We start from the raw sequence: 25,963 nt of genomic DNA, 5'->3' as shown, positions 1-25,963 counted from the left end.
TTTTGAGCCCCAGCGGCAATCAGCCGCTTATTTTATTGATTGATAATTAAATTTTTGCTGTAGGTTCGGGTTGGAATGCTAATTCAAATTCAAGTAGCTTTTTGTTCGGTTCTAGCGTTGATTCACAAAAACCGGATATGTATGTTATAAATGCGGCATCATGGCATGAAATAATTAGCATTGATCCGCCGCTTAAATTATTCTCGACATAACTATCAACATGAATCGCTCTTAAATGTTGGGTTGCGATCAGTTCAAAAATTTTTTTATCAACCTCTATCATTTTAACTACGGAAAAATTTGGAGCGTCCTCAAGCTTGTTAAAAACGGGCTTAACTGGATTAAATGAATCGTTATTAAACATATCTATCCCTTTTATTAATGGTTGTTGTTTGGCTCTTGTTAACAGCCCACTTTCTACCACCCCAACGCATGGATCCCACGAATTAAGGAGCAGTGAAAACTTGTTCGGATCAAAAATTTCAAAGGCCATGGCGCGCCCTCTGTTCTTCTTCTTCTTGACAGTCGACGCACAAACTCACTCCGGGTATTGCGTCGCGTCGCGCTTGCGGGATTGGATCGCTGCACTGGCAACAATAAAGAGCTGACTTGCCTGTATAGACTTTCCTTTGTGCCACAAGACTATCTATTTCACTTTGTGCAAGGTTATTGGCTCTATCTACTGAATCACGCATTAGACATATCCTCGTAATGTTGATTACGCATTGCCTCGGCTTCGTTTTCTAGAAGTTCTGCGGCTTCAAAACAATTTAATTTTCCGGCGCGAATATGAGCCGCCAATCTTTCAAGCTTAGTTGTAAAAACATCACATAAGCCTTTTTTGGTGTCGAATCTTGTTATATTTAGTGCATTTTCCAGTTGTCCGACGGTAAAAGTATTCATGCCACTCTCCTTATTTCTTTTTTAAAATCTTCATGTTCACAAAGTGCAAAAGCATCAATTATTGATTGCAATCGTTGTAAACCTATTCGTAAGCTGTCTAATTCATCATCTGATAAATAGTCGTAATCTGGCGCAAACACATGTTTGAATTTGCTACCGTCAGAGTTGTAAATCATTGTTGTGCGTTGCTGTATCCCCGCCGCTTTTAGTAGCAATAATTTTTGACCCGGTTTTAGGTTGTTAAATGCAGATCTGGCAAGGCTCCGTTTTCCGCTAAGAATTTTGTGGAACTCACGCAAATAACTTCGATGGTTAGTAATTTGTTTTGCTGTTTGATTTTCCATTTACATCACCATTTAATTTAATAGCTCTACCGCGTGACGTTTCGATGTAACCGCGTGGATTATGACGGTTGGAGCGAATATAAATTACCGTCGCAACCCCGCCGATTTTGGACTCAAATAGATAGCTTGACTCATTTTGCACCTCACAAATTAATGGTTGGGTTTCGGTCTTGTAGCGCTTCCGCTACCAGAGCGGCGTTATTGATTAAAATGATTGATCGTTTGCCTGCGATGTTTTTTTTGCGGATAGGCAGATAACCTTTTAAAACATAATCCTTGATTGTCTTAACTTTCATACCTGAATGCTTTGCATATTCCTCAACAGTCATATAAGCGGCGCCAAAATTTATTGATAAATCTTGATTCATAGTGCATTATTTCCTTTTATAGGTTTTATTCGGTTATATTCGGTCGTTTAGGTGTTAAAAAGCACCGATTCGGTGTTGTTAATTACAATATTATACGTTTAGGTGTATGTCAACACCTTAACGTATATTTTTTATTTTTTATTTCGTTTCGAGGTAAACATGAACTTTACGGATAACTGCAGAAATGTAGTAGAAAGAATGGTAACAGCATACAAATTAAAAACAGTTAAAGCGTTATCTGAAAAGCTTGGCGTAGGTGTTAGCGTCATATCAAATCGAATAACTAGGAATACATTCCCCGCGGATCTAGTTATTCAATGCGCACTGGAGACTGGAGCTGATTTATTATGGCTTTGTACCGGGGATGGCGAGCCAAATATTGATGGGGTTAAATTAGAAAAAAAATCTATAGAATTTTCAAACGAAGACTTGGAGAAATTAGAGCGTATTTCGAAATTAAAGAAAGAAGAAGCAATAACAGATGACGAATACATGCTATTAAAAAATAGTATTTTCAAGAACTAATAATAAGGATAGGATGATGAAGAAAATCAATGCATTAACTTTACCGATCGCGGCATGCCTTTTGTTTGCGTCGCCAACTTTTGCAAACGGCAATCCGAGTGGTGTCGCGCGCGAGATTGCTAAAATGGCAAAAATAGAATTCCAAAAGGCATATGGCAATTTACCAATAAAAGTTAACGACAAAATGTCATTAACTAATATAAGTTCAAAGGGAGCGGCAATAGTTTACGATTACCGTTATAGAGATAAAAGCACCAAATATACTCAAAATGATGTCGATGTATACTCGCAATTAATGTTTGATAAAAGAATGTGTGACGATGATACATTCGTTTCATTTTTTACAGATAACGATCTTGAATTTGTTTATCGTTATACATTTAACGACAAAAAGACATTATCGTCATCGTTCTATATTGAAGATGCTTGCGAAGATTAAATTATGTCTATTAGAAAACAAAAAAATGGCAAGTGGCTATTTGAGAAATACTTGGAAAATGGGCGACGCATTCGAAAAACGTTTGTCACAAAAGGCGAGGCGCTCGCTTATGAAAGCTATTTAGAGGAACAAGCAGGAGTCAAACCGTGGATCACTGAAAAACAGGATAATCGACGATTATCCGATCTCATTGAGATTTGGCATAGTGCGCATGGGCAGACATTAAGTGATGGCGAAAATGTTTATACTACATTGCTATTTATTGCTAAAAGTGTAAATGATCCATTGGCCCATAAATTTACATCGAAAAACTTCACCGATTACCGCGCCAAACGGTTGAATGGTGAAATATATCGCACCGACCGAGTCAAAACCGTTGCACCTCGAACATTAAACCTTGAATTATCATATATAAAATCGATGTTTAATGAGTTGATTAGATTGGGGGAATGGACACTTAAAAACCCTGTGGAGCGTATACGCCAATTTAGAATTGATGAGCAAGAAATGGCGTACTTGCAACCTGAACAGATTAGGATGTTGTTAGCATCAGCAGAGCAGAGCAAAGCAAAAGATTTAACAACCATTGTTAAAATTTGTTTAGCAACTGGCGCCAGATGGAGTGAAGCCGAAAGTTTAAAAAGCTCTCAAGTCAAAGATGGGAAAATCACCTACATTAATACCAAAGGCAAGCGTAACCGCACCATCCCTGTAAGCGATGAACTTTTTAAGCAAATTCCTAAAAAAGATGGTCAGCTTTTCACTCCGTGTTACTCGGCTTTCCGTTCTGCCATTAAAAGAGCTGAAATAGAATTACCAGATCGGCAATTATCGCATGTTTTACGTCATACCTTTGCGAGTTTTTTTATGATGAATGGTGGTAATATATTGGTATTGCAAAAAATACTTGGTCATACAGATATTAAAATGACAATGCGTTATGCTCACTTTGCCCCCGATCACTTCGATGATGCTATTAGATTAAATCCATTTAATAACATTTAATTAAGTGGCGGTAAAATGGCGGTCGAAATCGGCTTTATTCGGTTTTGGTCGGCTGTATTCAGTGTATTAACGTGTTGATTTTATTATAAGTTATTGATTTTTATAATGTGTACATAGAACTCTTAATCAATTGGTCGCGGGTTCGATCCCCTCACAACCCACCAATAACATCTTGTTTTAAAATGCTTTTATGAGCTTTGCGCAACTTTATTTAATAAATTAATTTTGCTTTGTGCCGTAAATGTGACATTATTAGCAAAATCCAACATGTGATTGGCATTCAGGTGAGCATATTTCTTTACCATTTCTAACGTTTCCCAGCCGCCAAGCTCTTTCAACGTAAATAATGGTGTGCCTGCCTGAACATGCCAGCTAGCCCACGTGTGCCTCAAGTCATGAAACGTAAAATCTTCAATACCTGATAATTGGCACGCATCATAAAAATCACGACGATCAATATCAAAAACACGTTTTAATGTATTTCTAGTAAAAACATATTCGCAATTATTTCTAAATCGCCGTTTCCTGATTAATTCGATTGCATCATGATTTAATAATAACGGCCTAGCTCGTTTCGATTTAGCATTAACATTAGTCACCGATGCAATACGATTAACCAAATTTACATTGTGCCATGTCAGGGTAAATATTTCGCTCATTCTTGCGCCAGTTGATAGAGCAAACGAGCAAACATCTTTCATCCATTCTAATCGTAAATTTGAAATTAGTAATGCCGCCTGTTCTTTAGTTATCCATCTAACCCTAACTACTGGCTCCCTAGCTCTCGGCACAAATGGAACAGAATCAATCCAATCTAATTTATATGCTAATGAAAACATACGCATAATATCGGCTCGATACCTATTTAACGTAGCATTACTTGCTGGCTTGCCAGTTCGTTCAACGTATTCAGGCAATGAATCGAGTATTTCCTCGCCTGTAATTGATGATATCTCACGCCCAGAGAACTTATTTAAAAAATATTTCGCACGTTGTTGTTTTACTCTAAAATTTTTTTGCTCCTTTCCATCCTTTAAAAATAAAATAACCGCTTCTTCAAAAAGACGTTGCGGTTTTTTATTTAACTTTGTTATTTCCCACAATTCAGCCTTTAACTTGTCGTGGTACTCTAACGCCTTTCTTTTGTCTGTCGTACCAGTAGAGCGTCTAACTCTTGATCCATCTGGCGCTTGGATATCAATATGCCAGATGTCACCACGTTTCTTGATCGACATTTTTTACCTCCTTGATCAGAGGTTAGCCGATCGTTATTATTATTTGATTTAAACATTTCCTCAAATGTTTTTTTATCAGCTAACCATCTACCTTTACCACCTTGACGAGCAAAACCATATTTAGTCTTGTTCTCAAATATATATGTATATGATAATTTGGTTATTCTTGCGGCATCTTTTAATGTGATGATTTCCATATATTTAACCTATAACTGAATATCATTCTTACACTCATTACCCCAAGCGTGCCAGCCACCTACATTTTGACGAGCGAAAAGTTCAATACGTGGGATATCACCGTATAGACGTTCCAGCCGCTCTCTTGCTTCTTGTGGTTTTTCACTATGCCGACCGATTGGCGCTAAAATGATTTGACTAACCGAGTTATTGATGCGCTTAACACCTTTACCTTTTACTGCAATCAAACAATCTTCACTATTAGCACGAGTATAATTACCCATTCCAAACCTAAGTTGATCACTGATTAAATCAAACACATCATTAGCATTCATACAGCCTAGTTTTTTCATGCTGTTAGTAATGTTTTGATGATAGTTTTTATTGAGTTTAACCCATGTAAACAATTTCATCTTCTTAACCTTAAAACCCCACGCTTTCGCTAGCTCGATCGCTTCCTTTGCGAATGTATCTGTATACCACATGATCAACACGCTGTTATCATCTGCTAGTGATTTTATGTTTAGTGATTTAAGGTCTTGGATAGGGATAGTGGGGTAGTGATTATTTGTTGCGGCTCGTGTTTTCTGATTTTTATACTGCCACGGTGGATCGCAGTAAATTATTTTGTATTTATTTTCCATAATTTCCTCAATCTTTAATTTATTTACACATATGAAAACTCAGCATTACATAACCCATTTTGAAATATTCGCTATCATCTAAAATATGCGTAACAACAACCTGACAACTATTACCAGTAAGCTCTCCATGCTCGTCAATTTCATTTAGGATTAGAATATCGCCTATTTGATAATTACGGTCGTTGTATCTAATTTCCGCTGTTTTCGTTTTGTTAATAACAGAAGAAAAATACTCAGATTTGATTTTTAGTCTATGTGTTTCCATATTAGCCTTTTCTTTAATTATTCTCTGGATTTAGCATGAGTGAGCGCTTTTTTAATTACATCTCTACGCTGTTGTGTGTGAACTGCACGCCAGTACTTTTTTTGAAATGACTCGAAACTAGTTTCAACCAAACCGTCATAACTCCCACCGCTGAATTCTAAATACTCACTAACTGCTAAATAAATATAATTAAATTCATCTTTTGTGATACTGATAGTTACAGGTTTAAACTTAACTTTCATAGTTATTCCTTATTCAATTCATCAAATTTCTTTATACCCCACACGATTGCGTAACAGATCCATATATAGCGGTATCTATATTTTCTGTGATCAACTTCCCAAAAGTCGGTAAAATCAAAATCATTGCAATCAAAGTTTCTTATTGCCTCGACTATTTCGTATTCATCTTCTGCACGTAAAATACGCTGTAAGTCCTCACGAAGATTATATTCCTCCTCTTCTGAAAGCCAGTTACCCTTGATAAAGTCATCTAAATCTTCTTTAGCACATCTCTTAACTTCGTCTATGTCAAATTCTGAATAACTTTCAATTTTTCCTTCATAAGATGCGGACTGAATTTTTTCTGCCCAGTAATCAGGGTTTATTTTTAAATCATCAGACCGGAAAAATTCAAACATGTCATGTAGTCGTGAAAATACTAATGCGCCCATATCACCGGTAATTACTAAATAATTAGAAAACGTAGTGATATTAAAATGTTGACTGCAATCGTTGGGATTTTTAAATATTAAATGTCGGTCTACTCCATTATTTTGATGAATTGTTAACTCGTGATTTTTAACGTCATCTAAAAATTGTTCTAGTGTTGGTTGTGTCATAATTTTTCCTTAGTTAGCCATTGTCCCGCACAGCTTTTGTTTTAACTAATTTAACAATCTCAACGTCAACCAAGTATCTAGTATCACCATCAAACAGTCTTACTGCTAAAAATCCAGTAGTCCCATCGTGTAGTGTGACCACTTTCATATAGAGATCAGTTAGATGGATAAATGTATCACCACAATTTAATCCGCCAAATTCTATGGTTATATCGTAAACGCTACTATCAATATTCATCGTTGTTTTCCTTATTCTCCAGATATTAAAAAACCGCTACAAGAGCGGTTGTGTTTGTGTAAGTATTTGATTTAAAAAGGTATGTCATCCTCTAGTGGTTCTTCTTGCTCTTGCTCTTGCGCTTGTGCTTGTTGCTGGGCTTGAGTATCAAGCTTTTTAGTCGGCTGAATTTGATTTACTCGCAAGCAAGGTTTGATATGTGTCACGCCATCTTTTGTCCATTCTTCGACATAAAACTCACCACTAACAACTAGTAAATCACCTTTTTTGATGTTTGGAGCATACGCTTCGGCTACTTTTCCCCACAATACACACTTAACCCACGATGTTTTTTGATTCTCTCCATAGCCTTGCTTGACTGGTAAATTAAATTCACCAACTGCCGTACCTTGTTGTGTGTAACGTAATTCAGCATCACCACCAACATTACCCGTTACTGTCATTGTATTAATAGACATATTTTATTCCTTCATATTTAAATTTGATTTTATTTGTGCCTGTATTTTTTCTATTTGAATTTTTAAACGAAAATTTACAGCCTGAATTGCATCAGATAGACTCATAAAAAATATATAATTCTTTTTATCAAAACAACTTTTACCACAATAGAACCTATGCTCTGTGATTTTTGATATAATCAATCTCATCGGCTCTACAACTTCTTGAGATGCAAGCCACACTACATCACCAACCTTTAGCTTTTGCCATTCTTCTTCTGTAATCATGCTATTACTCGTCAAATTCTATCTCTTTAACATCAAGCCCTTGTTCATCATATGGCTCGCTACTTTTTAGGTATTCAAACGGATCATCTTCAATCTTTTTAAGCGCCTCTTCCTGATTATCTGCTTCAACTTCAAATTGATAAACGCTCTCTACTACATGTACAAACGTGCCTGTAAATTTAACCATTTTCTCGCTCCAATTTTTAATTTTGTATAGAGTGTCACTCTGTCGCCATCGGCGTGACTACCGACGAGATCTAACTTGGCTTGTATATTTCAAATCAATGCGCTATCCCACGTTAAGAATCATCGCAAACATTGATTATCACCGCATATACCAGACGAAATTAACATTTGATATACTTATATAATTTTTTCAAATACTTGTTTGATGTCGTTTATTGAATTTGACAGAGTTTTAGACATTAAGAAAAAGTCAGCCTCAACCCGTGCCGCTTTATCCTCAACTGGTATATCTTCGTTTTCATCTAAAACAGTTGGATCAAACCTAATCTGTTTAAAAGTGAAATTTTCATCTAAAACATAGCTAACGCCTCGCTCGTCACAGATTTTTAGCTTGGTGATCCATTTACCTGATTCGAGATGGTTGACCATTTCAGCGCTTGTTATTTCTTGATTTTTGCAATTGATAATGCCGTTACCTTCAAGTGGATCTTTCAGTTCGGCTTTATCACCTAATGTAAAAGGAGGAAAATTCAACTTTTCTTTAACCCAAGTGGTCATTATCTTTTCAAGTGGTTGATCAATAGATAAAGGGAGTAATGCTAAAGAACCAAGTTCTTTACGCAAAAGAGCTAAAATATCTTCAGATACTTTAAAACTGCTACAATCAACAATAACCCGATTGTTTTGCATGTCGATCCACACCCAATAGTAACTATATCTACTAAACGCACGAGAAATTAAATCTATTAGAACTTCATCTTTTAAAGTGGCTTTTTCACATTTAGATAGTTTGCGATTGAGCAATTCCTCTTGTTTATTAATTTTTTCGATATGCGCTTGTTTAATAACTGTGGACGGTAATATTTTTTGCTCGGTTTTATATTTAAGTAAAATCTGACCTTGCACATTGAGCATTAGCTCGTCGGGGTTATCAACGGGAGATACAAAACCACCTTTTCCCGTGTCAATTGAACCGCAGGGCTTAAAAGTTATTTCTTGCAACAACTCATTATTGATATTGTTTAAAACCTCTGTATTTGAACATTCATAAACTATTGCATTTTTAAAGAACATATATTTTTACTCCAATAAAAAACCGCCATTAGGCGGTTGCTCTCTTAAACGGGTCTGGCTTTCCAAGCTTTTTAGCTAATCGACTGATACAGCCTCTTGCTTTTCGTTTGTATTTCGTGGCTTCATCTTTGTAGTCACGGTATGTATAGTTAACTCGCTCCACAAATTCTGAATATGTCTCAGTGAAACATCCTGTTGAAATTAAAAAATCATTGTTTGTCCACAATGCAAATATTGTTCTGCCATAACGACCGCAATTATCGCTGTATGAAACATTTTCAATTTTATGTGCATCTACATAAACAGAACAATAATTATAAAGAGTCAAATTAGACGGCAGTCGTTTTATGCTTGTATCCCTCAAAGCTAGTATATTCGCTACTTTAAAACTTTCAGGAAATTGAATATCGCCTTCATAACACTCTAGATCCAACCCTTTCGTAAAATCTGTATTTTCGGGAATAACAATATTGTCAAAGCGCACCTCATATGGCTCTAATGTATCTAGTACTCTAATCGCTCCATCCTGAATTTCATACTCACAGCCTTCAGCATCTAAAAACTCTAAAAATTTTTCCATAATTAGCTAGCCTCAATCTTTTTAATTCTTTCGTCCAGTTCCTGTAAAAATTTAATAACCTCCGTCTCAATTTCTTGAGCCAATGCATCATCGTGGTAAATTCGAACGCATTTAAAGCTTAAATTTTCAGGTAGACGATCATCATAACTAACAAAATCACACCATTTCCGACCTGTACAAATCATCTGCCATTGCATCTGTAATATGTATTCACGTTTAGGTTTTAGCGATTGCATAAACTCTAAATGCGTCCATGTGTTAGGGCATTTAATTTCAATCAGACCATCATCATTTACTAGTCCGTCAGGGCTAGCGCCTGCATTTTCGATTGTTGGGTGAGGAACAAAACCGACCTCAGTTACTGTTACATCAAATTGATTTAGGATATATATTTCTCTGGCAATGGGTTCTAATTCGGTACCTCGTTGCATTGCTGTATTAGAATAGGTTTCAGTCGGTAATTGGGTTAATCGTTCGCAGATTAATTGTGCCATGTAATTTTGGCGAGAAGCGGAATAACCGCTTTTAGTTTTCGCCATAACATCGCTGATTTTGCTTGCGGTAACTTTACCTAATCTTGCCCTAAACCAGTCATCGGTACGCTGTTCAATTTGACTGGGATTTATTATCATTTTGAGTTCCTCTTTTTTAAGATGATATTGCTGAACATAATCCTTTGATTCTTTCTTTTTCATCATTACCGATAATTTTTCGTTGTTCTTGAGTTAAAGAGTTTGCCCAATAAGAACTCATCGCTTCGGCTCCTTTTTTAGCTTCATCTTCAAGTGCAGTTATTAGTGATTTGCGAGTTTCGTTATATTCCTCTTCACTAATTTTTAGCGCTCGTTTTTCTTCTTCTGGTAAATCTTCTCCAGCATAAATATAAAAACCTAGCCCGAACATTGATATAGCTTTAGTTAAGCATCGCATTGTCGCCTTATTAATATCTACAGAATTAGGGCATTTAATAGCGTGGTTTTTAAAATCCATAACTGGTAGCCACATGTATCTTGCAACTTGATTATCACCTTCCTTTATTGTTAGCGTTACACTAACAGTCATTGAGCCGTCACTCTCGATGATTGGAGTATTAATTGTGTATGATGATTGTGGGAAATATTTCATTAACTCCCCCCAAGCCCAAGCCCAAGATAAATAAGTTAACCCGTTTTTATGTTCAACCTTATCGTTGACATTTATTGGTGATAATGTGTCCCATATTTTCTTTTCGAATGATTCTTTCATCTTTATATTCCTAATTACTTGCTGTTCTTATAATTGATAGAAGTAAAATAAATAAACCTTCACAACCAACCAAAACCATACAAAAACGGGCGAATATTTTCTCGCCCGTAGTTAACTCATAATTGATTGCCATTCGGTCTGTTTGTCTAACATTACAGCCGACAAAATCTATTGGTATGCTGTTCATCTATACATCCTCTGGTCGTTCTGTTAATGATGTTTCTTGGTTAAAAGTTGGTTTTATACGGTATATAGCGCTAGCGGTTATTGCATCGTGCTTAGAATCAAGCCATTTATAATGAACAGTTGACCAATATTCAACAGGAATGCCCTGCAGTTTTGCTAACAACATTTGAACTAAATGTTCTTGTTCTTCGTTCTGAGGTATTAATTTACTGTCATTATTTTTTATAGCATTAAAGAACCAGTTGGTGATGTTTTCGTTCTCACTTTTCTTAAAATATTTTATGGTGTGAGTTATCCTATTGTCCTCACCATAAAAACCAATATCTACTGGGTAGTTATATGGTTTATATTCCGTTGCTTTATAACCATTACGCCATTTTATTCTCGCCTCATCACAAGCTTGTAAAACTAAATCAGCATCTTGTTCAGCCTTGCACTCAACATACCAATCACCTTTCTTCAACCGTTCAATAACTTGTTCATTAACCATTGTTTTTCCCCATTACCTAATCAAGTAAACACCAATTATTTTCATTTTTTTCATCTACTAGTTGCTCCATAAGTAGCTCTGTTTGAGTTAAATAATTTGTTAATGAATCAGAATGGAAATACATACAAAAAATCCCAAATTCTCCATTTCCAAATATGAACGATGCACTTGCTTTTAAATCGCCTTTTTGCACATAAATACTCATCTCGTCCAGATCGTGAAATAGATCTAAAATATCCTCGAATGAGTTAATTTTATGAGAGAATTCGCCGTCATGAGCTGAGAATGAAAATCCATGTTCCCTTAACTCGCTATAAAATGAATTAAGTATTTTTTCTTCGTTACGTTTTGTTATTTCTAATCTGTTCATAATTTATTCCTCAATCCTGGATGTGATTTTTTAGTTATTCATGTAAATTACCAAAGCACTCTATTCGCTCGGAATCATCTGAATATTTATATAGAACAGCCTCTGCGTTACAAAAAGGGCATCTGATTGAAAATGATTGAATTAATTTTTTACATTCTGAATAAGTATCATTTTTGTTGGTTTTTTCTTTTGATGCGCTCATGATTTAATCCTCAAAATAATCTGTTAGCCATAATTCAAAACTTTCCTGTACTGCCTGTGCTGGAGGCGTTACTTCCCAGTGTCCAAAATCTTCAAAAAACCCGCTACGTTCTAGCAATTCATGTCCTAATCCATAGATATAAGTTTGCGTGTAATCTTTTGAATACTCATGCTGTTTTATTAACTCAATTAACAGTTCTAAATATTCTCGTTTCCATTCTGTGTAATTCATTGTTTTAACCCTGTAAAAGCCCTCATGAGAGGGCAAGTGGATGTAGTAAATTTAATAATTCTTATGGCGAGGCGCTGTTGACTAGACAGCTAAACCTCTACAGATTTTTTTCAATAAAACGCTAGGCGGGCGTATCTGCTATAATTATTTGAATTGTTTTCGGTAGTCACTCCGTCCACTGCACCTCTCCATAAGAATTATTTAAAAAAGCCCTCATAAAGAGGGCAAAGGATGATAGAAATAAATAAACAGCGCTTTTTAGGCAGGCGCCAAGCCTTAATGCTTAAACTTTTTATTAAATTCGAATTTGGCTTGTGAATAACAAATATCGGTCACAAATTGGTTATAGATATCAGCATCAATACTTTTGCTTTCTAGCTTGATTTTTAGTAGCTCAATAATTTGCCAGTCATTGTCATTATCGAAGTTTTTAATTAGCTCTTCTGCTCGACTTTCAATCCATTCTTCTTTTGCATCTTGCATCTCTGCATCATTCATCATGTTGCAATATGCTTTTTCGTAATTATTCTCTACAGCTCTTTGTAACGACATAAATCACCTCGTTGCTATTTGCAAAATCCAATAAAACAAACCAAACAAGCTACTAAATACAACAATAAAAGTGCAAAATAGGGCAAATTTAACTTCACTTTCTGTTAGTTGATAATCATTGCGAAACCTATCTTTAGTTTTCACATTGACAAAATCCTTATTAGTCATAATCACCTCGAAAAAAGCCCCATTTCTGGGGCAAAAGGATGTAGAGTGCTGTCTTTCCAGCTGTCAGTAATTTCAAACTCAAGCCCACTTGTTTAAATGGGCTTTGATTTGAATACTAATTAGCAATCTATTTACTAAAGAACTTTGTTATTAAAACCGTTTTTATTTTGATAGGTTGCCTTTTTGTTGGTATGATAGAATCATCTTTAAACATAATAAGTTAGGTATTTCTGCATGCCTCCAAAGGGAATAATAAATATTAATTCTAGTACTGGCTTTATTCAGTTGTATGATTTTGATGAAATCAAAAAAAGAGAGAAATTTGTTTCTATTTTTGACCCCAAAGGTAAAGAGTTAGTTAAAGTTATAGGAAGCTATGAATTTGATGAAGAAATACATTGCAGTTTAACTGATTGCAATCAACCTCATAAAAAAGGTTTTATTGTATTAACGTCAACAGAAGAAGAAACAAATATCGGGAATAATTGTGGTGAAAGAATTTTCGGTCATATTCATTTTTCCACATTAAGGAAAAGCTATAAAACTGAATTAGAAATTGAAAATAACCTTAATATAATATCAAATTCCCGAGATAATTTAGACAAATGGTATGAACAATTAATATTTCACTATAACAAATCAGGTAATAATGCAAGATGGGCTTGGGAAACGTTAACTAGAATATTTTCCCCATCTGTTATCGGTCAATTCGCATACAAAGAATTAGACAGAATGAAAAGGACTTTAGATGGCAAAGTAACCGTTGATCGTGTTGCAACCCCCAAAGAAGCTGAAATTTTTAAAGCTCAAGGAAAAAAACCACCATATTTCGTAGAAATAACACTTGGAGAAGTTAAATATATCTCAGTTTTGTCCCAATCAGATGAATTAAAAAGGTTAGTTTTGGATGACATTAGGGACACTTTGCGACTCATTGACAATATAGATCTTAACAATCCAACAAGAGATTATAAAAAGTTAAGTGAGATTGCAAAAAGAGCTAATAATATAGAATCAAATTTTAAAAGAATTAATTTTATTGTCGAAAATACTAAAAAGTTTTTTGTAAAACAAAATTTTGATCCTTTATATTCAAAATTGGTAGATTATTACGCTGGTAGTGATAAAAATGTCAATATCAATCGTCTTTCTAATTTTATTAATTCTCTAAAAAATCAGGAAGAATAGCCCATAATGTATAAAAATTATCACTGAATCGATTTCCTTTAAATGAATAGAAGCCTTCAAATTCATCATTATCATTGAAAGAGATCCATTCAGCTAAGTGATAACCATCACATGGATTATACAATAAGGCTATTTTATTTTTACAATCGGTTTTAGGTTTTTCATTATTAGAATGAAAAGTTAAAATTTTATTCATTATGTTTTCCCTTTAATAATTTATTAATAATATTCCTAGTGATTACTAAATTTATTGTTTTAAGTTTACTTGTAATGCAGATTATGTTTATTGCCCTTTTACCTAAATATTGCTTGTTCACTTCACAGGGATATACAATATTTGGTGCTATTTTTTGCTGGGACATAACCTTTACATAAGATTACTCGGTACTGTAACTTCGCTTTCATCACGCTTTAACATTACTTTCAACTAAACCTAATTTTTAAAGAGCAACAACTTTTTGGGAAGTTGTTTTGTTTCGATGTGTAAATATTACCAAAAGGTCATAATTAAGTAAACACCAAAAGGTCATATAATTTATTAAAAATATGACCTAAAGGTAATAAATAATTGTTTTTTAGAGGTAATTTATTTTTCTGATTGCTTGTTTTTTGACCAGTAAAAGGGGGTAGGTACAAAAAACCGCATTTAAGCGGTTGAAATTGAAAAAATAGATGCTAATCAAAATAGATATATTCTATATTTTGTCCTATTATAACTTTGCCTTGAATATAAAAGTTATTCATACATTGCTTATCTAATCTCCATTTTTCATAAATAGAATTGTCAGATATAACAATTATTTCAGTTCCCGTGATTTGAAGTCGCTTGATATATATTTCATTATCAAAAATAAACACATAAACACCATCGCCATCAAAATAATTTATTTTAGTATCGACAAAAACATTAGCGCCTGACTTTATAGTAGGTGTCATGCTATCACCTTTTGCAGTAATCACTTTAATAAGATCTGTCGATCTTCTACCGAACATTTTCAATGCGAACTCATGCGTAAATTCTATTGATCTTAAAACGCTTGCGAACTCTCGCTCGGTTATAACGCCGTTTCCACAGCTTGCACTGATATCTAGTACTTCTATTTTCACTCCATCATTTCCATTATTTTTTTTATTTATATTTTGTTTTATTGGTTGATTACTATCTGAAGTTAAACCATCCAACCATCCTCTTTGCAGACCGAATGAAGACTCAATATCGCTAACTAATTTATCAGCAATATTTTTTTTATATTTTTTCCCTTCTTCATATAGAAGCCTTGAAACATAACCCTGATCTTTATTCAATACTCTAGCAAGATTTACAATCTTTCCGTCACAGTATTCATCTTTTAAGCGGATTAGATTTAAACGTCTAATTTCAAATTTATTCATATGTACTCCTTGTTATCGGTTAATCATAAAAAAACTTTACCAAAAGGTAAACAACCAAAAGGTGTTGATTTTAATATGACCTTTTGGTATTATTCAAATAAAAATAAAACCAAAAGGTCAATTTATGGAGAATTTGAGACTATTTTTAAAAACAATGAAACCAGAGGAGCAAAAAAAATTCGCTTTTAGTTGCGGTACAACAATTAACTATTTAAGAAAAAAAATAAGCAATCGCAGTTCAAATTTGGGAATAAAAATTTGTATTGAAATTGAAAATCAATCACAAGGAAAGGTTCGATGTGAAGACCTTCGCCCTGATGTTAATTGGTCAATTGTTCGTAATGGGTAATTATTATGCTGAAAACTAAAAAACACAAAGTCAGTGCGAAAAAATATTATCACATTTGCAAAGTGGGAAAAGCATAAACCCAATGCAAGCTTTGAATCTATATGGCTGTTTTAGATTAGGTGCGCGTATCTATGATCTTAAAAAAGCTGGGTTTGAAATTGATAGTCGCCTAGTTCATAAGAATGGTGTTCAGTACGCTGAGTATTCGATAAGAGGTGAGTAATGAGTCAGTTTATAGCTAATTCCTTTCAAGTTCCTAATGCTGTAGTTGATGAATTAATGGCGAAAATGTCAGCTAATGCGTTGCGCTGTTATCTATTAATAACCCGTAAAACTACTGGGTGGGGTAAAAGTAGCGACAAAATTAGTGCTTCACAGTTTATGGATTATTTGGGAATTAAGGACAAGCGGACTATTTACACGGCTTTAACTGAATTAGCTAATTTAGGGTTAATTAATACCATTAAAAATAATGGTGGAATAACTGAATATTCACTAGTTTTAGAGCTGTCCGAACCAGTAACAAAAAATGCAGGTACAAAAAATGTTACTAGTAGCAAAAAATGCACTGAACCAGTGACAAAAAATGTACCTACCACCAGTAACAAAAAATGTCACTCTACAAAAGACAATATAAAAAACAATATTACAAAAAAAAGAAATACTGTTTTTGATCCGATTTCTGTCAAACCTCAAAATGTGAGTTTGGATGTTTGGTGTAACTGGATTGATTACAGAAATTCGTTAGGTAAAAAACTACAACCACAATCGTGGATAAAACAATCTCAAATGTTAGAGGAACAAGAAAACCCCGAAGCCATGATAAACCGATCCATTATGAACGGTTGGCAAGGTCTTTTTCCACTAAAAAACGCCCTAACCACAGGAAGCCCTGTTAGTGACACTTCGTGGATAAATGATCTTAATGGAGAAATGTTTTAATGAAAAATATCACCGAATTAGTTCCGCAGTTCAAGCCTGTTAATATCGCTGATGATTCAAATAAACAACAGCATAAAGAACAGGTTGCCGAGATTGTAAATAAATTATTTAAACAACTTAAAGCGGCGTGTCCTGCGATGTTTCACACTTTAAATAACAATGATGAGAGTTCAATTAAACGTCAATGGATAATTGGTTTTATTGAAAATGGCATCAATCCAGCAATGATTAATGCAGGTATGCGTATAGCCAGACAACAAAGTAATCCGTTTATGCCATCGGTAGGGCAATTTATCGGGTGGTGTGAAAAAGGGTTAGCAGAGCAATATGGACTACCAACCGCAGAAAGTTTGACTAAAGCGGTTATTGAATTTGGTAAATACAAGGGATTTGATGATTTTTGCGATTACGACTACGGAAGTGATGCTAATTATTGGTTGATAAATGATCTCCACCGAATAATGCAAGATGAAAATTTAGGGATAGAAAAATTACAGTTAAGAGCGGAAAAAATGATTGCCGAAATGGCAAAAAAAATAATGAAAGGCTATGTCATCCCAACGCCTAACAAGGCTTTACCTAAAAAAGTCGAAGAAAGACCGCTATCAAAAGAAATGCAGTTATCCAAGCTTGAAGAAATAAAACGGCGATTTGGTTTTAGTCATGCGAAAGTTGTTAGTTAATCACTGCCCATTCGGTCTTAATCACATGCTAGACAAAATAGCATATGACTATGTAACTAAAATACGAAAACGTGGCGCAAATGTAGCAAAAATTAAATATGAGTTAGCAGAAAGAGTAAAGAAATTTACTGATGAAGAAAGGGAAAAATTAAGGGAATTAATACAAAAATGGCTAGAAAGTTGACAATGTTTGAATGTGAGCACTGTTTAAAAGTACTCAGGAAGACGCAAAAAGGTATAGATAATCACGAAGCTAAGTGCTTTTCAAACGTAGCAACAAGATCATGCATAACCTGTGAAAATTACTGTGATAACTACTGTGGCGCTATTAGGGAGAACATAAACGACAGACGGCAATCACGTAAATGTGAAATTGGAATTAGTTTATTAGAACGGTTGCAGACGAATTGCGCCGACTGGAAAAAAATTGATCATGTTGAAAATGATTTTTTTATCGATGGTGAAGACATTTAGAAATAATGGGAACAATGAAAATGGCTAAAAAATATCAAATAACAGCAGAAGTTAAGAAAGGAGATCAGGAATGGGCGAGTGTTGCATTAAATCGTGATTCACCAATGACAGAAGAATCATTGGCAAAATCATTCGCTACTGTAAAAAAAGGTTTTGGTAATTCTAAAATTGATGTGCAGGTGCGTAATTTCGAGTGTGTGAAGGTCTAGCATGGGTGATCAAGTAATAACTTTAGTGATTATAGCTTTCTCGGCTTATGGTTTCTTTATTTTTTCGTATCAACTTTGGCGCTGTGCACTGAGTTTGTTTTGTAAAAAAAGAAAGTTATTAGGTGAAAAAAATGGATGATCTCTGTCTACACGAAAGCAATATCAAGTCGATTGTGAACACGCTATTAGAGTTAGCTAAAAGCGGCAAACGATACAGATTGATTATAAAAATTTGGAAAGATAAGCGCAGTATCGATCAGAACTCGCTATCTCACATGTGGTATGACGATTTAGCAAAACAGGCTAACGCTAGAACTAAAACCAATAACTACACTACAAAAAGTGTTAAGCGCGATTTAAAAGAAACATTTTTAGGTTACGAAAATGTCGAGCATAAAAACCTGTTAACTGGTGAGACAACCGTAACCCAGCAGTTAAGAAAAACATCAGAATTGGACACAGGTGAAATGCACTTTTATTTGCAGCAAATTGAAGTTTGGGCTAGCCAGAACGGGTTTAGATTGAGAATACCGAGTGACAGCGAATATCAAAAATTAAAAATGCAACAGGTGGCGTGATGAACGATTTAGAACAATTAGAAACAGTAGATGAACGAATCACAGAGACTGAGCGAGTATTAAATTTTTTACACGAACGGCGTAGGGAAATAATTAATCGAAATAATTTAAATAAGGTGAAAGACGCCGAGAAAACACAAACTAATACCGACATGCCCAGAATGTAGTGGCAAATGTGTCTATAACGTAGATTTAGATTTATTTGTTTGTGCTAGACCGTTGATTACAGTCGATGGTCAGATAAAAGGCTCTTGCGGTAAATTCTATCTTGATAAAACTAAGTACAAGCAATGAAAAAAGAAGCTCAAAAAACAATAAAACAGAAAAAATGCAGAGTGTGCGGTGAGAAGTTCTTGCCGTTCAATTCACTGGCTTTTGCCTGTTCATTCGAATGTGCAATTAAATATGGTACAGAGAATCACAAACAGGAACGGGTACAAAGAGCAATATTTAAAATAAAGAAAGAAAGGATTAAAACACGTTCTGATTATCTGAAAGACGCACAAAATGTATTCAATGCATTTATTCGAGAAAGAGATAAAAACGAGCCGTGCATTAGTTGTGGACGGTATCATAGCGGGCAATATCACGCAGGGCATTATCGGAGTGTTGGGGCATGTCCAGAGTTACGTTTCTGTGAGTTAAATGTACATAAACAATGCTCAGCATGCAATAACCATAAGTCTGGAAATATTCTGGAATATAGAATCAATTTAGTAAAAAAAATCGGCGCAGAACAGGTTGAATGGCTGGAAGGGAAACACGAGCCGAAAAAATATAGCATCGATGAAATCAAAGAGATTAAAGCTAACTATAAAAATAAATTAAGAGAGTTAAAACGAGGTGCATAGTGAGAGAAACTAAAGACATTCTGACGGCGTGGAAGAACACACGCATTTTAAGAAGAATGGGAACAGAATATCCATCAAAATCAGCAGGCATTGAAGGTGCACCTAGAGATTTTGATTATCGACAATACTTGACAGAAGAAGAAGCCCAGATTGTTGATAATGCGGTGTTAATGCTGAAAGCTGATAATGTTGACCAGTGGGCTGTGCTAACCTCATTTTATCTCCGAGAAATATCATGCAGTAAACAAGCGCGAATTTTGGGTAAACAAACAACCGAAATTACAAAAATATTACTAGCTGCAGAGTGTTTTATTAGAGGTTATATTATTGAATTGTTTTCAAAGGTGGCATAGTTGACAATAATTTTATCGGGTTGTATAGTTGTAAATACTACAACTTTACGCGGACTTCCGCACCCGATAGCCTAGCGGTTTTTTTATGCCTGTTATTTAGGTATTTGATCATATCTATGATCGGGTCGAGAAGACGAAATACAATACTCGAAAGAGAAATAAGTCTCGCCGTCGTAAAGCGGTAGTTGAAGCCCGATCACCCACTAAGTGATCAACTAACTAAACTTTACGAAAGGGACAAAATATGTCAAATCAAATATCTGTTTTTAACTTCAACCAATCCCAAGTACGCATTCAAATAGTAAACAATGAGCCATTGTTTTGCTTAAAAGATATAGCAGAAATTTTAAATATATCAAATGCTAAATCTAGTCGTTTCAATCTTTCTGAAGCTGGGGTACATAAAATGTACCTCAGGTCATCTGGGCAACAAAGAGAATTAACTTTCATTAACGAACCTAATTTATACCGCGTTATTTTTCGCAGTAATAAAAAAGAAGCAATAGATTTCCAAAATTGGGTATTTAATGAAGTTTTACCAACAATCCGCAAAACAGGCTCGTATTCATTAACTATCAATACAGAACAACAGCAGGCGATCAAACAAGCTGTCAATGAACGTTCATATCGAACAGGTGAACATCATCAAGCCATCTATACTAAATTCTATCAGCAATTTAAAGTACCACGATACCAAGATTTGCCAGTGTCTGAATTTGATGAAGCTATTAAGTGGTTGGGTGGAGTTACAAAAGCAAGAAAAGACATGATTGAGGTTAATCGAACAAATTTAATCTGTCTGGTTCATCACATGCTATGGTTGAATAATTTCTATATAGATAATCGCTTATACGATGTTTTTAAAATGCTAGGTTCAGATTTTGGAGTTAAAACTCATGATCATTTTGGCGACGGTGCTTTTGTTGCTTCGATGTTTAAACAACAGCTAGAAAAGAAACAATTACGGCAAGTATAAAAATGGTATTTTTATCATAAAACTAATGTTAAATACTTGACTGTTTAAACGTTTAAACGGATAATGTAGTAAAAATGCGGTTTAAAGCGCATAAATTACAAGCCCAATCAAAAGTTGGGCTTTTTATTATCTAAAATTTAATTGTGTCCAATGAAATGGAATTCTTAAAAAAAATCACAATAATCACGTTTTGTTTAATATCTACAGCTACATTCGCATCTCAGCAAAATTTTAACACCGCCAAAACTCATTTAGTTAAAATCTATAAAGAAAACCCTGAGCAAACAACGTTTTATTGTGGCTGTGAGTTTTCATTTGACGGTAAAAAAGGCTCGGTAGATTTTAGTAAATGCGGTTATACACCGAGGAAAAATGAGCAAAGAGCATCTCGCATCGAATGGGAGCATGTCATGCCAGCCGAGAATTTTGGTAGACACTTGCAATGCTGGCGTGACGGTGGTCGTAAAGAGTGTAAAAAGGATGCAACCTTTAATGCAATGGAAGGCGATTTGCATAATTTACAACCAGCTATTGGCGAGGTGAATGGAGACAGGTCAAATTATCGCTACTCACAATTTACAAAAGAATTTACTCAGTACGGGCAATGTCAATCAGCAGTCGATTTTAAAAACCGAAAATTCCAACCGCGTGACGAAATTCGGGGTATGATTGCTCGGACCTATTTTTATATGCGTGATACATACAATATCAATCTATCAGATTCTGAAAATAAGTTGATGACAGCATGGAATAAGATGTACCCACCTGAAAAATGGGAATGCGACAGGAATCGACAAATAGAAAAAATTCAGGGTAATGATAATAAGTTTGTTACCGAAAAATGTAATTAATTTGATTATTTTGTGTTTAAATTATATCCTCAAATATTAACAGAGGGTGTAGTTAGAATGAATGATTTATTAATCGGACTGATAAAATCGCTGCCATTTACAATACAGCCAATATTTATATTATTGCTTTTTATGCCATCATTTGTCACAAAAACGGTAATGCCTATCACATCATTTTTTTCAAAAAAAATATTTAATAGAGCCCAAAATAGGCTATCTGAGATCATTTCAAATAAAGATTTGGATAAAGATTTGATTTCAGAATCCGAGAAAGAATTATCGGTTATAAGTAAAATGAGTCTGACTGAATCACGAGATAGAAGGTTAGCACTTTATTTTTATGAATTATCTAATATTTCCAAGCATATTATACCGTATAATCAATTTAAGAAATTGTATAAGTGTTTGTCTTTTGATCATGAAGATATATTTATAAACAAAGATAAAATGAAAAGATCTTCAATATGCAATTGGATTTCTATCGTTAGTTGTATTGTATTGTCAGTGGGGTATTTTTATCTTTGTTTACAAGAAAGCAAAGCTAGTGATATTAGTTATTATTACTATGTTTTATGGGCATTCCTATCGGCATCTTTTGAATTTCTAGCTTTTCTCTTTTATGATTTAAAAATCAAGGAAGCTGAAATTTTATATTTTATTAATATTAAAAACCTATATCATAAAAAAGTTATAGATAAATTATCTGCACAATTTGGAGATGATTTTTTATTGACGGATAATTAATTTAAAACAATAGACTAACCGCGTAATTGCGGTTTTTTTATGTCTATTTTTCGGCAATCAGCATTAATTCATCGCAAACACTATATTTTCGTTGGTTGCTATTTTTATTTTTAAATCCTCAGTTCTGAGGTTTCACAGCATCGACAGCAACGCTAGACACACACACTACTAACCCTTCGCTAGTACGCTGTCATTTCTATTAACTAACATGAAGATTTTATCATGCCAATAAAAGACCCTAACAACGTCAATTGGACGGTTGTTGTATATTTATTTTTTATCACTCTATTAGGTTCATTAGCTAGCTATTGCTATCACATTATGAACGGCGACACGTTCCGCATTGGCACATTATTGGCGCAAATACTGGTATCAACATTTGCAGGCGCGCTTGTTGTGCTAGGTGCTAGCTATTTTAATTTAGATTTTGAATTAGCTGGCGGTGTTGCTGGGCTGGCTGGTTGGTCAGGTGCAACACTAATTAAGGCGCTGGAAGAAAGACTGATTAAAAAAGCTAAAGGAGATAACTAATGCAACTAACAGAACATTTTACGCTTGAGGAATTCACCCGCTCAACAATAGCCAGTCGATTAAAAATTGATAATTCGGTACCTGACGAATTAATGCCAAATGTCAAATTAACCGCTATTAAACTGGAATTAGTCAGAAAAGCGTTAGGTAAACCTATCATCATTACATCTGGATACCGATGCATTGAGCTAAATAAACGTGTAGGAGGCGCATCAACTAGCGCTCATACAAAAGGTTTAGCCGTTGATTTCCACTGTGACTATGGCAATCCCAAACAAATTTGCCAGCGTTTAATTGATACCGGTGTTCAGTTTGATAAGTTAATCCAGGAACACAATCAGTGGGTGCACATTGGATTCAGTCCGAGTAATAACCGTCAAATAGTTCTAACTGCAGTTAAACAGGGCGGAAAAACATTTTACATCAATGGGTTAGTCTGATGGAAAAATTAAAACAAATTTATCGATTGTCACCAATAGTTCTATTAGTAATTACAGTTTTTGCTAGCTATTTTGCATATCAATGTTTCCAAGATGAACAAACCGCAAAAAAACAACTAACAGAGCTAACCTCTCGATTGGAAAAACTACAACAAGTTATCGAGAAAAATAATCAAATCATAGCACAACGTGAGCAAGAAAAAGCTCGAGACGCTATATCAATTAAACAACTTCACGAGCAAATGAAAGATGCGCTTAAAAATAATCAGTGTGCTAATGAAATTATGCCCAGCAATATTTCTGACTGGATGCGGAACGGTAAAAACTGAGTACGTTTATCAATGTAATATTCCTGCATCGCTGACACAGCCAAATAACGAGCCTCATATTGATAAGCAAATCACTTGGGGGCAGTGTCCAGTTTTGTACACTGAGTTATTGAATGAGCTTAGGCAGTGTAATGCGGATAAAAGGGCGATAAGAGAGATTAATAATGAATATAAATAAGCATGAAATTCAATACAATGCATTATTGATTATAGCAAAAAAAACTAAACTATATGTTAACATTTCTGATATTTCAGCTATACTTGGAATTCGTTATCTTGTTGTAAAAAATGAAATAATTTGTAGTGAAAAATTCCCTAAACCAATTATAGACGGAGATCTTCCGTTATCTAGGAAATGGCTTCTATATGATGTTTTGCTATGGGAATTAAACAGAAAATAAGAGGCTGATATGATTATTAGTGCAAGTGCTTTAAAAGGTAATATTTCAAAACTAAAAACTAGAGTTCTAGAGATTGATAAGGATGATACTTTAATTTGCGCAGCACTTGAAGAACTTTATGGGTTGGTTGAAAGGTTAAATCAATTAAATGTAAATGTCTTAACAAAAAAAGAGATTTTAATAGCACAAGAATTCGCAAATAGGTTTATCACTAAACAAAATAAAAATGATCTAAATAGTGAAAGACTTAATAATGATAGCTTACTAAAAAATATTTTTATGGCAACTTATATCATAAAAGTTGCTTACCAAAATATTGTAGAACCAGTACATAGAACTGAAGCTGAATTAGCTGCTCTCTCAGAAGATATTAATAATTTAATTAAACAAAAAGAAGAGTATAAATCCTTATTAAAAAAAGCAGAAGCTTTATCTAATCTAGAGAAAAGTATAGATAAAGCCGAAGATACTATTGTAAAAATATCGGAAATAAATGAAGAAGTAGAAGGTTATAAGGAAAAAATTTCTGAGTTGGCAGAATACGCAAAAAGTGGATTAATTGAAATATCAGCTGATCAAGCTGAATCGTCAAAAATAATTTCAGGAATAAAGGCTACTAAACAAAGAGCTGATGATCAAATTGAAGAAAACCTCAAGAGTGAAAAAGAAATTCAAAAAAAATTCAGTGATTTAACTGTTTATGAGCAAGTTATGAAAGAAAGTTTTAGCAATCAACAAGCTGAAATTCAAAAAATTATTGATGATGCTAATAGAGCTAGTATGGCCGGTTCTTTTAAAACACGTGTAACAGAAATTACATCTACATTAAGATGGTTAGATACCATTACCTACCTGGTGCTATTATCTATCTGTATTTTGTTAGTATTCTTTTTTACAGTTAGCTATAGTGACAAAGGTTTTTCTATTACTGAATTTCTATCAAGAATACCAATTACACTTCCTTTAATATGGTTAGCATGGTTAACAAGTAGAAAAAGTGCATATTTAAGCAGAATTAGAGAAGATTATGCTTATAAGTATTCTTCTGCGATGGCTTTTGAGGGATATAAAAAGCAAGTTCAAGAAATATCTGGGGATTTACTTGGGAAATTACTTGAAATAGCTGTTAACAATTTAGGCGATAATCCAACAAGATTATATAATGATAAAGTGAAACATACCCCATTTGATGTTGACACTTTATCTGATTTAATTAAATCTCTACCTAAAGATAAAATAGAAGAATTATTTAAATTGGTGTCTAATTCAAAAAAACAATAAAACAAACAATTTTACTTCAAAAGTATATTTTCATTAAACCGCCTAGAGCGGTTTTTTTGTATCTAAAAAACATATAACCACCTAATTGGTGGTTTTTTTGTGCCTAAAATTCAAAAAAATTTAACTTCAATCGGTGCAAAAACGCACCGCAACCAATTCTACAATCACAATGCCAATCACACGGCAAATATTAACCGAGAGCTTTACAGAATGAGTCTATGAGAATGACAGTTAATGTCTAACTCTTGGGCTGTTTATTCTGTGTGAGACGTAGGCTCATTCTATAGAGAGACATAATATGACTATAACTCAATTTAAATTTGAAAACATGGTTACTTTACAAGGTAATCAAGTAATGACCACATCTTTAAAAGTGGCTGAGTATTTTAATAAACGGC

45 protein-coding genes and 1 pseudogene are annotated in these 25,963 nt (G+C 34.3%); 21 read left to right on the top strand and 25 right to left on the bottom strand.

Going from position 1 to position 25,963, the window contains the following annotated elements; translation table 11 throughout:
* Positions 1-46: 46 nt before the first annotated feature.
* From B6C99_RS03070 to B6C99_RS03050, 5 genes are all read right to left on the bottom strand, one after another.
* The gene (locus tag B6C99_RS03070) at positions 47-493 is read right to left on the bottom strand and encodes a hypothetical protein (RefSeq protein WP_086358478.1); all 447 of its coding nucleotides are present in this window, start codon (positions 491-493) and stop codon (positions 47-49) included.
* Positions 483-695: a TraR/DksA C4-type zinc finger protein gene (locus tag B6C99_RS13625; RefSeq protein ID WP_086358477.1), complete on the bottom strand. Its 213-nt coding sequence runs from the start codon at positions 693-695 to the stop codon at positions 483-485. Before B6C99_RS13625 ends, B6C99_RS03070 begins: the two co-directional genes overlap by 11 nt.
* Positions 688-903 (bottom strand): DUF2732 family protein, encoded by a 216-nt coding sequence (locus B6C99_RS03060; protein ID WP_086358476.1) that lies wholly within the window; start codon positions 901-903, stop codon positions 688-690. The genes B6C99_RS13625 and B6C99_RS03060 overlap by 8 nt, the downstream gene beginning before the upstream one ends.
* Positions 900-1,247: a hypothetical protein gene (locus tag B6C99_RS03055; protein ID WP_086358475.1), complete on the bottom strand. Its 348-nt coding sequence runs from the start codon at positions 1,245-1,247 to the stop codon at positions 900-902. The genes B6C99_RS03060 and B6C99_RS03055 overlap by 4 nt, the downstream gene beginning before the upstream one ends.
* Before the next feature lie 143 nt (positions 1,248-1,390).
* Positions 1,391-1,615, bottom strand: a complete 225-nt coding sequence (locus tag B6C99_RS03050; protein WP_086358474.1) for a hypothetical protein — start codon at positions 1,613-1,615, stop codon at positions 1,391-1,393.
* Positions 1,616-1,774: 159 nt separating this feature from the next.
* On the opposite strand from B6C99_RS03050, the gene B6C99_RS03045 reads away from it, so the two are divergent.
* Genes B6C99_RS03045 through B6C99_RS03035 form a run of 3 tightly spaced genes read left to right on the top strand, consistent with a single transcriptional unit; the run spans position 1,775 to position 3,584 of the window.
* On the top strand, positions 1,775-2,140 hold the full coding sequence (locus B6C99_RS03045) for a helix-turn-helix transcriptional regulator (protein WP_086358473.1): 366 nt from the start codon (positions 1,775-1,777) through the stop codon (positions 2,138-2,140).
* A gap of 13 nt (positions 2,141-2,153) precedes the next feature.
* Positions 2,154-2,579: a hypothetical protein gene (locus B6C99_RS03040; protein WP_143413958.1), complete on the top strand. Its 426-nt coding sequence runs from the start codon at positions 2,154-2,156 to the stop codon at positions 2,577-2,579.
* A gap of 3 nt (positions 2,580-2,582) precedes the next feature.
* Complete coding sequence (locus tag B6C99_RS03035) at positions 2,583-3,584, top strand: tyrosine-type recombinase/integrase (protein WP_086358471.1); 1,002 nt, start codon at positions 2,583-2,585, stop codon at positions 3,582-3,584.
* 188 nt (positions 3,585-3,772) lie between these two features.
* Here B6C99_RS03035 and B6C99_RS03030 read toward each other — a convergent pair whose 3' ends face one another.
* The 18 genes from B6C99_RS03030 to B6C99_RS02950 all read right to left on the bottom strand — a co-directional run bounded on the left by B6C99_RS03030 (position 3,773) and on the right by B6C99_RS02950 (position 12,825).
* Positions 3,773-4,819 (bottom strand): site-specific integrase, encoded by a 1,047-nt coding sequence (locus B6C99_RS03030; RefSeq protein ID WP_086358470.1) that lies wholly within the window; start codon positions 4,817-4,819, stop codon positions 3,773-3,775.
* Positions 4,820-5,025: 206 nt separating this feature from the next.
* Positions 5,026-5,640 carry an MT-A70 family methyltransferase gene (locus B6C99_RS03025; RefSeq protein ID WP_086358469.1) on the bottom strand — a complete coding sequence of 205 codons (615 nt, stop codon included), beginning with the start codon at positions 5,638-5,640 and terminating at the stop codon, positions 5,026-5,028.
* Between the two features lie 19 nt (positions 5,641-5,659).
* On the bottom strand, positions 5,660-5,905 hold the full coding sequence (locus tag B6C99_RS03020) for a DUF3850 domain-containing protein (RefSeq protein ID WP_086358468.1): 246 nt from the start codon (positions 5,903-5,905) through the stop codon (positions 5,660-5,662).
* Between the two features lie 17 nt (positions 5,906-5,922).
* A complete protein-coding gene (locus B6C99_RS03015) occupies positions 5,923-6,147 on the bottom strand; it encodes a hypothetical protein (RefSeq protein ID WP_086358467.1) in 225 nt (74 codons plus the stop codon).
* A 2-nt stretch (positions 6,148-6,149) separates the two neighbouring features.
* Positions 6,150-6,746 (bottom strand): hypothetical protein, encoded by a 597-nt coding sequence (locus tag B6C99_RS03010; RefSeq protein WP_086358466.1) that lies wholly within the window; start codon positions 6,744-6,746, stop codon positions 6,150-6,152.
* 13 nt (positions 6,747-6,759) lie between these two features.
* Positions 6,760-6,984, bottom strand: coding sequence for a hypothetical protein (locus tag B6C99_RS03005; RefSeq protein ID WP_086358465.1), 225 nt, complete (start codon positions 6,982-6,984; stop codon positions 6,760-6,762).
* Between the two features lie 71 nt (positions 6,985-7,055).
* Positions 7,056-7,442, bottom strand: a complete 387-nt coding sequence (locus B6C99_RS03000) for a single-stranded DNA-binding protein (RefSeq protein ID WP_086358464.1) — start codon at positions 7,440-7,442, stop codon at positions 7,056-7,058.
* Positions 7,443-7,445: 3 nt separating this feature from the next.
* Positions 7,446-7,709, bottom strand: a complete 264-nt coding sequence (locus tag B6C99_RS02995) for a hypothetical protein (RefSeq protein ID WP_086358463.1) — start codon at positions 7,707-7,709, stop codon at positions 7,446-7,448.
* Between the two features lie 4 nt (positions 7,710-7,713).
* On the bottom strand, positions 7,714-7,896 hold the full coding sequence (locus tag B6C99_RS02990) for a hypothetical protein (protein WP_086358462.1): 183 nt from the start codon (positions 7,894-7,896) through the stop codon (positions 7,714-7,716).
* A 176-nt stretch (positions 7,897-8,072) separates the two neighbouring features.
* Positions 8,073-8,969, bottom strand: a complete 897-nt coding sequence (locus B6C99_RS02985; protein ID WP_086358461.1) for a recombination-associated protein RdgC — start codon at positions 8,967-8,969, stop codon at positions 8,073-8,075.
* 28 nt (positions 8,970-8,997) lie between these two features.
* Entirely contained in the window at positions 8,998-9,549 is a 552-nt protein-coding gene (locus B6C99_RS02980; RefSeq protein WP_086358460.1) for a hypothetical protein, read from the bottom strand.
* 2 nt (positions 9,550-9,551) lie between these two features.
* Entirely contained in the window at positions 9,552-10,181 is a 630-nt protein-coding gene (locus tag B6C99_RS02975; protein ID WP_086358459.1) for a lambda exonuclease family protein, read from the bottom strand.
* A 16-nt stretch (positions 10,182-10,197) separates the two neighbouring features.
* Positions 10,198-10,794 carry a DUF1071 domain-containing protein gene (locus B6C99_RS02970; protein WP_086358458.1) on the bottom strand — a complete coding sequence of 199 codons (597 nt, stop codon included), beginning with the start codon at positions 10,792-10,794 and terminating at the stop codon, positions 10,198-10,200.
* A gap of 10 nt (positions 10,795-10,804) precedes the next feature.
* Positions 10,805-10,981, bottom strand: coding sequence for a hypothetical protein (locus B6C99_RS13160; RefSeq protein ID WP_158092428.1), 177 nt, complete (start codon positions 10,979-10,981; stop codon positions 10,805-10,807).
* Complete coding sequence (locus B6C99_RS02965) at positions 10,982-11,470, bottom strand: hypothetical protein (RefSeq protein WP_086358457.1); 489 nt, start codon at positions 11,468-11,470, stop codon at positions 10,982-10,984.
* 16 nt (positions 11,471-11,486) lie between these two features.
* On the bottom strand, positions 11,487-11,840 hold the full coding sequence (locus B6C99_RS02960) for a hypothetical protein (protein ID WP_086358456.1): 354 nt from the start codon (positions 11,838-11,840) through the stop codon (positions 11,487-11,489).
* A 205-nt stretch (positions 11,841-12,045) separates the two neighbouring features.
* Positions 12,046-12,273: a hypothetical protein gene (locus B6C99_RS02955; protein ID WP_086358455.1), complete on the bottom strand. Its 228-nt coding sequence runs from the start codon at positions 12,271-12,273 to the stop codon at positions 12,046-12,048.
* Between the two features lie 276 nt (positions 12,274-12,549).
* Positions 12,550-12,825: a hypothetical protein gene (locus B6C99_RS02950; RefSeq protein ID WP_086358454.1), complete on the bottom strand. Its 276-nt coding sequence runs from the start codon at positions 12,823-12,825 to the stop codon at positions 12,550-12,552.
* Between the two features lie 402 nt (positions 12,826-13,227).
* Here B6C99_RS02950 and B6C99_RS02945 point away from each other — a divergent pair, with 402 nt between their 5' ends.
* On the top strand, positions 13,228-14,181 hold the full coding sequence (locus B6C99_RS02945; protein ID WP_086358453.1) for a hypothetical protein: 954 nt from the start codon (positions 13,228-13,230) through the stop codon (positions 14,179-14,181).
* Here B6C99_RS02945 and B6C99_RS02940 read toward each other — a convergent pair.
* Positions 14,153-14,377 (bottom strand): hypothetical protein, encoded by a 225-nt coding sequence (locus B6C99_RS02940; RefSeq protein WP_086358452.1) that lies wholly within the window; start codon positions 14,375-14,377, stop codon positions 14,153-14,155. The genes B6C99_RS02945 and B6C99_RS02940 overlap by 29 nt on opposite strands.
* Before the next feature lie 479 nt (positions 14,378-14,856).
* Positions 14,857-15,573 carry a S24 family peptidase gene (locus B6C99_RS02935; protein WP_086358451.1) on the bottom strand — a complete coding sequence of 239 codons (717 nt, stop codon included), beginning with the start codon at positions 15,571-15,573 and terminating at the stop codon, positions 14,857-14,859.
* A 124-nt stretch (positions 15,574-15,697) separates the two neighbouring features.
* Between B6C99_RS02935 and B6C99_RS02930 the strand changes: the two genes are divergently transcribed.
* From B6C99_RS02930 to B6C99_RS02845, 17 genes and pseudogenes are all read left to right on the top strand, one after another.
* Positions 15,698-15,922: a YdaS family helix-turn-helix protein gene (locus B6C99_RS02930; RefSeq protein ID WP_086358450.1), complete on the top strand. Its 225-nt coding sequence runs from the start codon at positions 15,698-15,700 to the stop codon at positions 15,920-15,922.
* 40 nt (positions 15,923-15,962) lie between these two features.
* Positions 15,963-16,145: pseudogene (locus B6C99_RS02925) on the top strand (helix-turn-helix domain-containing protein); the annotation flags it as partial.
* Positions 16,145-16,864: a replication protein gene (locus B6C99_RS02920; RefSeq protein WP_086358448.1), complete on the top strand. Its 720-nt coding sequence runs from the start codon at positions 16,145-16,147 to the stop codon at positions 16,862-16,864. The pseudogene B6C99_RS02925 and the gene B6C99_RS02920, both read left to right, overlap by 1 nt.
* Complete coding sequence (locus B6C99_RS02915; protein ID WP_086358447.1) at positions 16,864-17,547, top strand: replication protein P; 684 nt, start codon at positions 16,864-16,866, stop codon at positions 17,545-17,547. Before B6C99_RS02920 ends, B6C99_RS02915 begins: the two co-directional genes overlap by 1 nt.
* Complete coding sequence (locus B6C99_RS02910; RefSeq protein WP_086358446.1) at positions 17,528-17,731, top strand: hypothetical protein; 204 nt, start codon at positions 17,528-17,530, stop codon at positions 17,729-17,731. The genes B6C99_RS02915 and B6C99_RS02910 overlap by 20 nt, the downstream gene beginning before the upstream one ends.
* 295 nt (positions 17,732-18,026) lie before the next feature.
* A complete protein-coding gene (locus tag B6C99_RS02900) occupies positions 18,027-18,230 on the top strand; it encodes a DUF1187 family protein (protein WP_086358444.1) in 204 nt (67 codons plus the stop codon).
* 131 nt (positions 18,231-18,361) lie between these two features.
* Positions 18,362-18,808 carry a recombination protein NinB gene (locus B6C99_RS02895; RefSeq protein WP_086358443.1) on the top strand — a complete coding sequence of 149 codons (447 nt, stop codon included), beginning with the start codon at positions 18,362-18,364 and terminating at the stop codon, positions 18,806-18,808.
* Between the two features lie 290 nt (positions 18,809-19,098).
* On the top strand, positions 19,099-19,659 hold the full coding sequence (locus tag B6C99_RS02890; RefSeq protein ID WP_086358442.1) for a recombination protein NinG: 561 nt from the start codon (positions 19,099-19,101) through the stop codon (positions 19,657-19,659).
* Entirely contained in the window at positions 19,659-20,012 is a 354-nt protein-coding gene (locus B6C99_RS02885; RefSeq protein WP_158092427.1) for an antiterminator Q family protein, read from the top strand. Before B6C99_RS02890 ends, B6C99_RS02885 begins: the two co-directional genes overlap by 1 nt.
* A 244-nt stretch (positions 20,013-20,256) precedes the next feature.
* Complete coding sequence (locus B6C99_RS02880; RefSeq protein WP_086358440.1) at positions 20,257-20,988, top strand: BRO family protein; 732 nt, start codon at positions 20,257-20,259, stop codon at positions 20,986-20,988.
* 155 nt (positions 20,989-21,143) lie between these two features.
* Positions 21,144-21,839: an endonuclease gene (locus B6C99_RS02875; protein WP_086358439.1), complete on the top strand. Its 696-nt coding sequence runs from the start codon at positions 21,144-21,146 to the stop codon at positions 21,837-21,839.
* Between the two features lie 57 nt (positions 21,840-21,896).
* Positions 21,897-22,583, top strand: coding sequence for a hypothetical protein (locus B6C99_RS02870; protein ID WP_086358438.1), 687 nt, complete (start codon positions 21,897-21,899; stop codon positions 22,581-22,583).
* Between the two features lie 222 nt (positions 22,584-22,805).
* Positions 22,806-23,114, top strand: coding sequence for a phage holin family protein (locus B6C99_RS02865; protein ID WP_216819362.1), 309 nt, complete (start codon positions 22,806-22,808; stop codon positions 23,112-23,114).
* Positions 23,114-23,554 carry a D-Ala-D-Ala carboxypeptidase family metallohydrolase gene (locus B6C99_RS02860; RefSeq protein ID WP_086358437.1) on the top strand — a complete coding sequence of 147 codons (441 nt, stop codon included), beginning with the start codon at positions 23,114-23,116 and terminating at the stop codon, positions 23,552-23,554. Before B6C99_RS02865 ends, B6C99_RS02860 begins: the two co-directional genes overlap by 1 nt.
* On the top strand, positions 23,554-23,883 hold the full coding sequence (locus B6C99_RS02855; RefSeq protein WP_086358436.1) for a hypothetical protein: 330 nt from the start codon (positions 23,554-23,556) through the stop codon (positions 23,881-23,883). Before B6C99_RS02860 ends, B6C99_RS02855 begins: the two co-directional genes overlap by 1 nt.
* Before the next feature lie 164 nt (positions 23,884-24,047).
* On the top strand, positions 24,048-24,284 hold the full coding sequence (locus B6C99_RS02850; protein ID WP_086358435.1) for a hypothetical protein: 237 nt from the start codon (positions 24,048-24,050) through the stop codon (positions 24,282-24,284).
* A gap of 9 nt (positions 24,285-24,293) precedes the next feature.
* Positions 24,294-25,565: a hypothetical protein gene (locus tag B6C99_RS02845; RefSeq protein ID WP_086358434.1), complete on the top strand. Its 1,272-nt coding sequence runs from the start codon at positions 24,294-24,296 to the stop codon at positions 25,563-25,565.
* The last annotated feature ends 398 nt before the right edge of the window (positions 25,566-25,963 follow it).

This window comes from Gilliamella sp. N-G2, assembly GCF_002142215.1.
Taxonomy (GTDB): domain Bacteria; phylum Pseudomonadota; class Gammaproteobacteria; order Enterobacterales; family Orbaceae; genus Gilliamella.
Note: the sequence above shows the minus strand (reverse complement) of the source record. Positions and strands in the feature narration are given on the sequence as shown.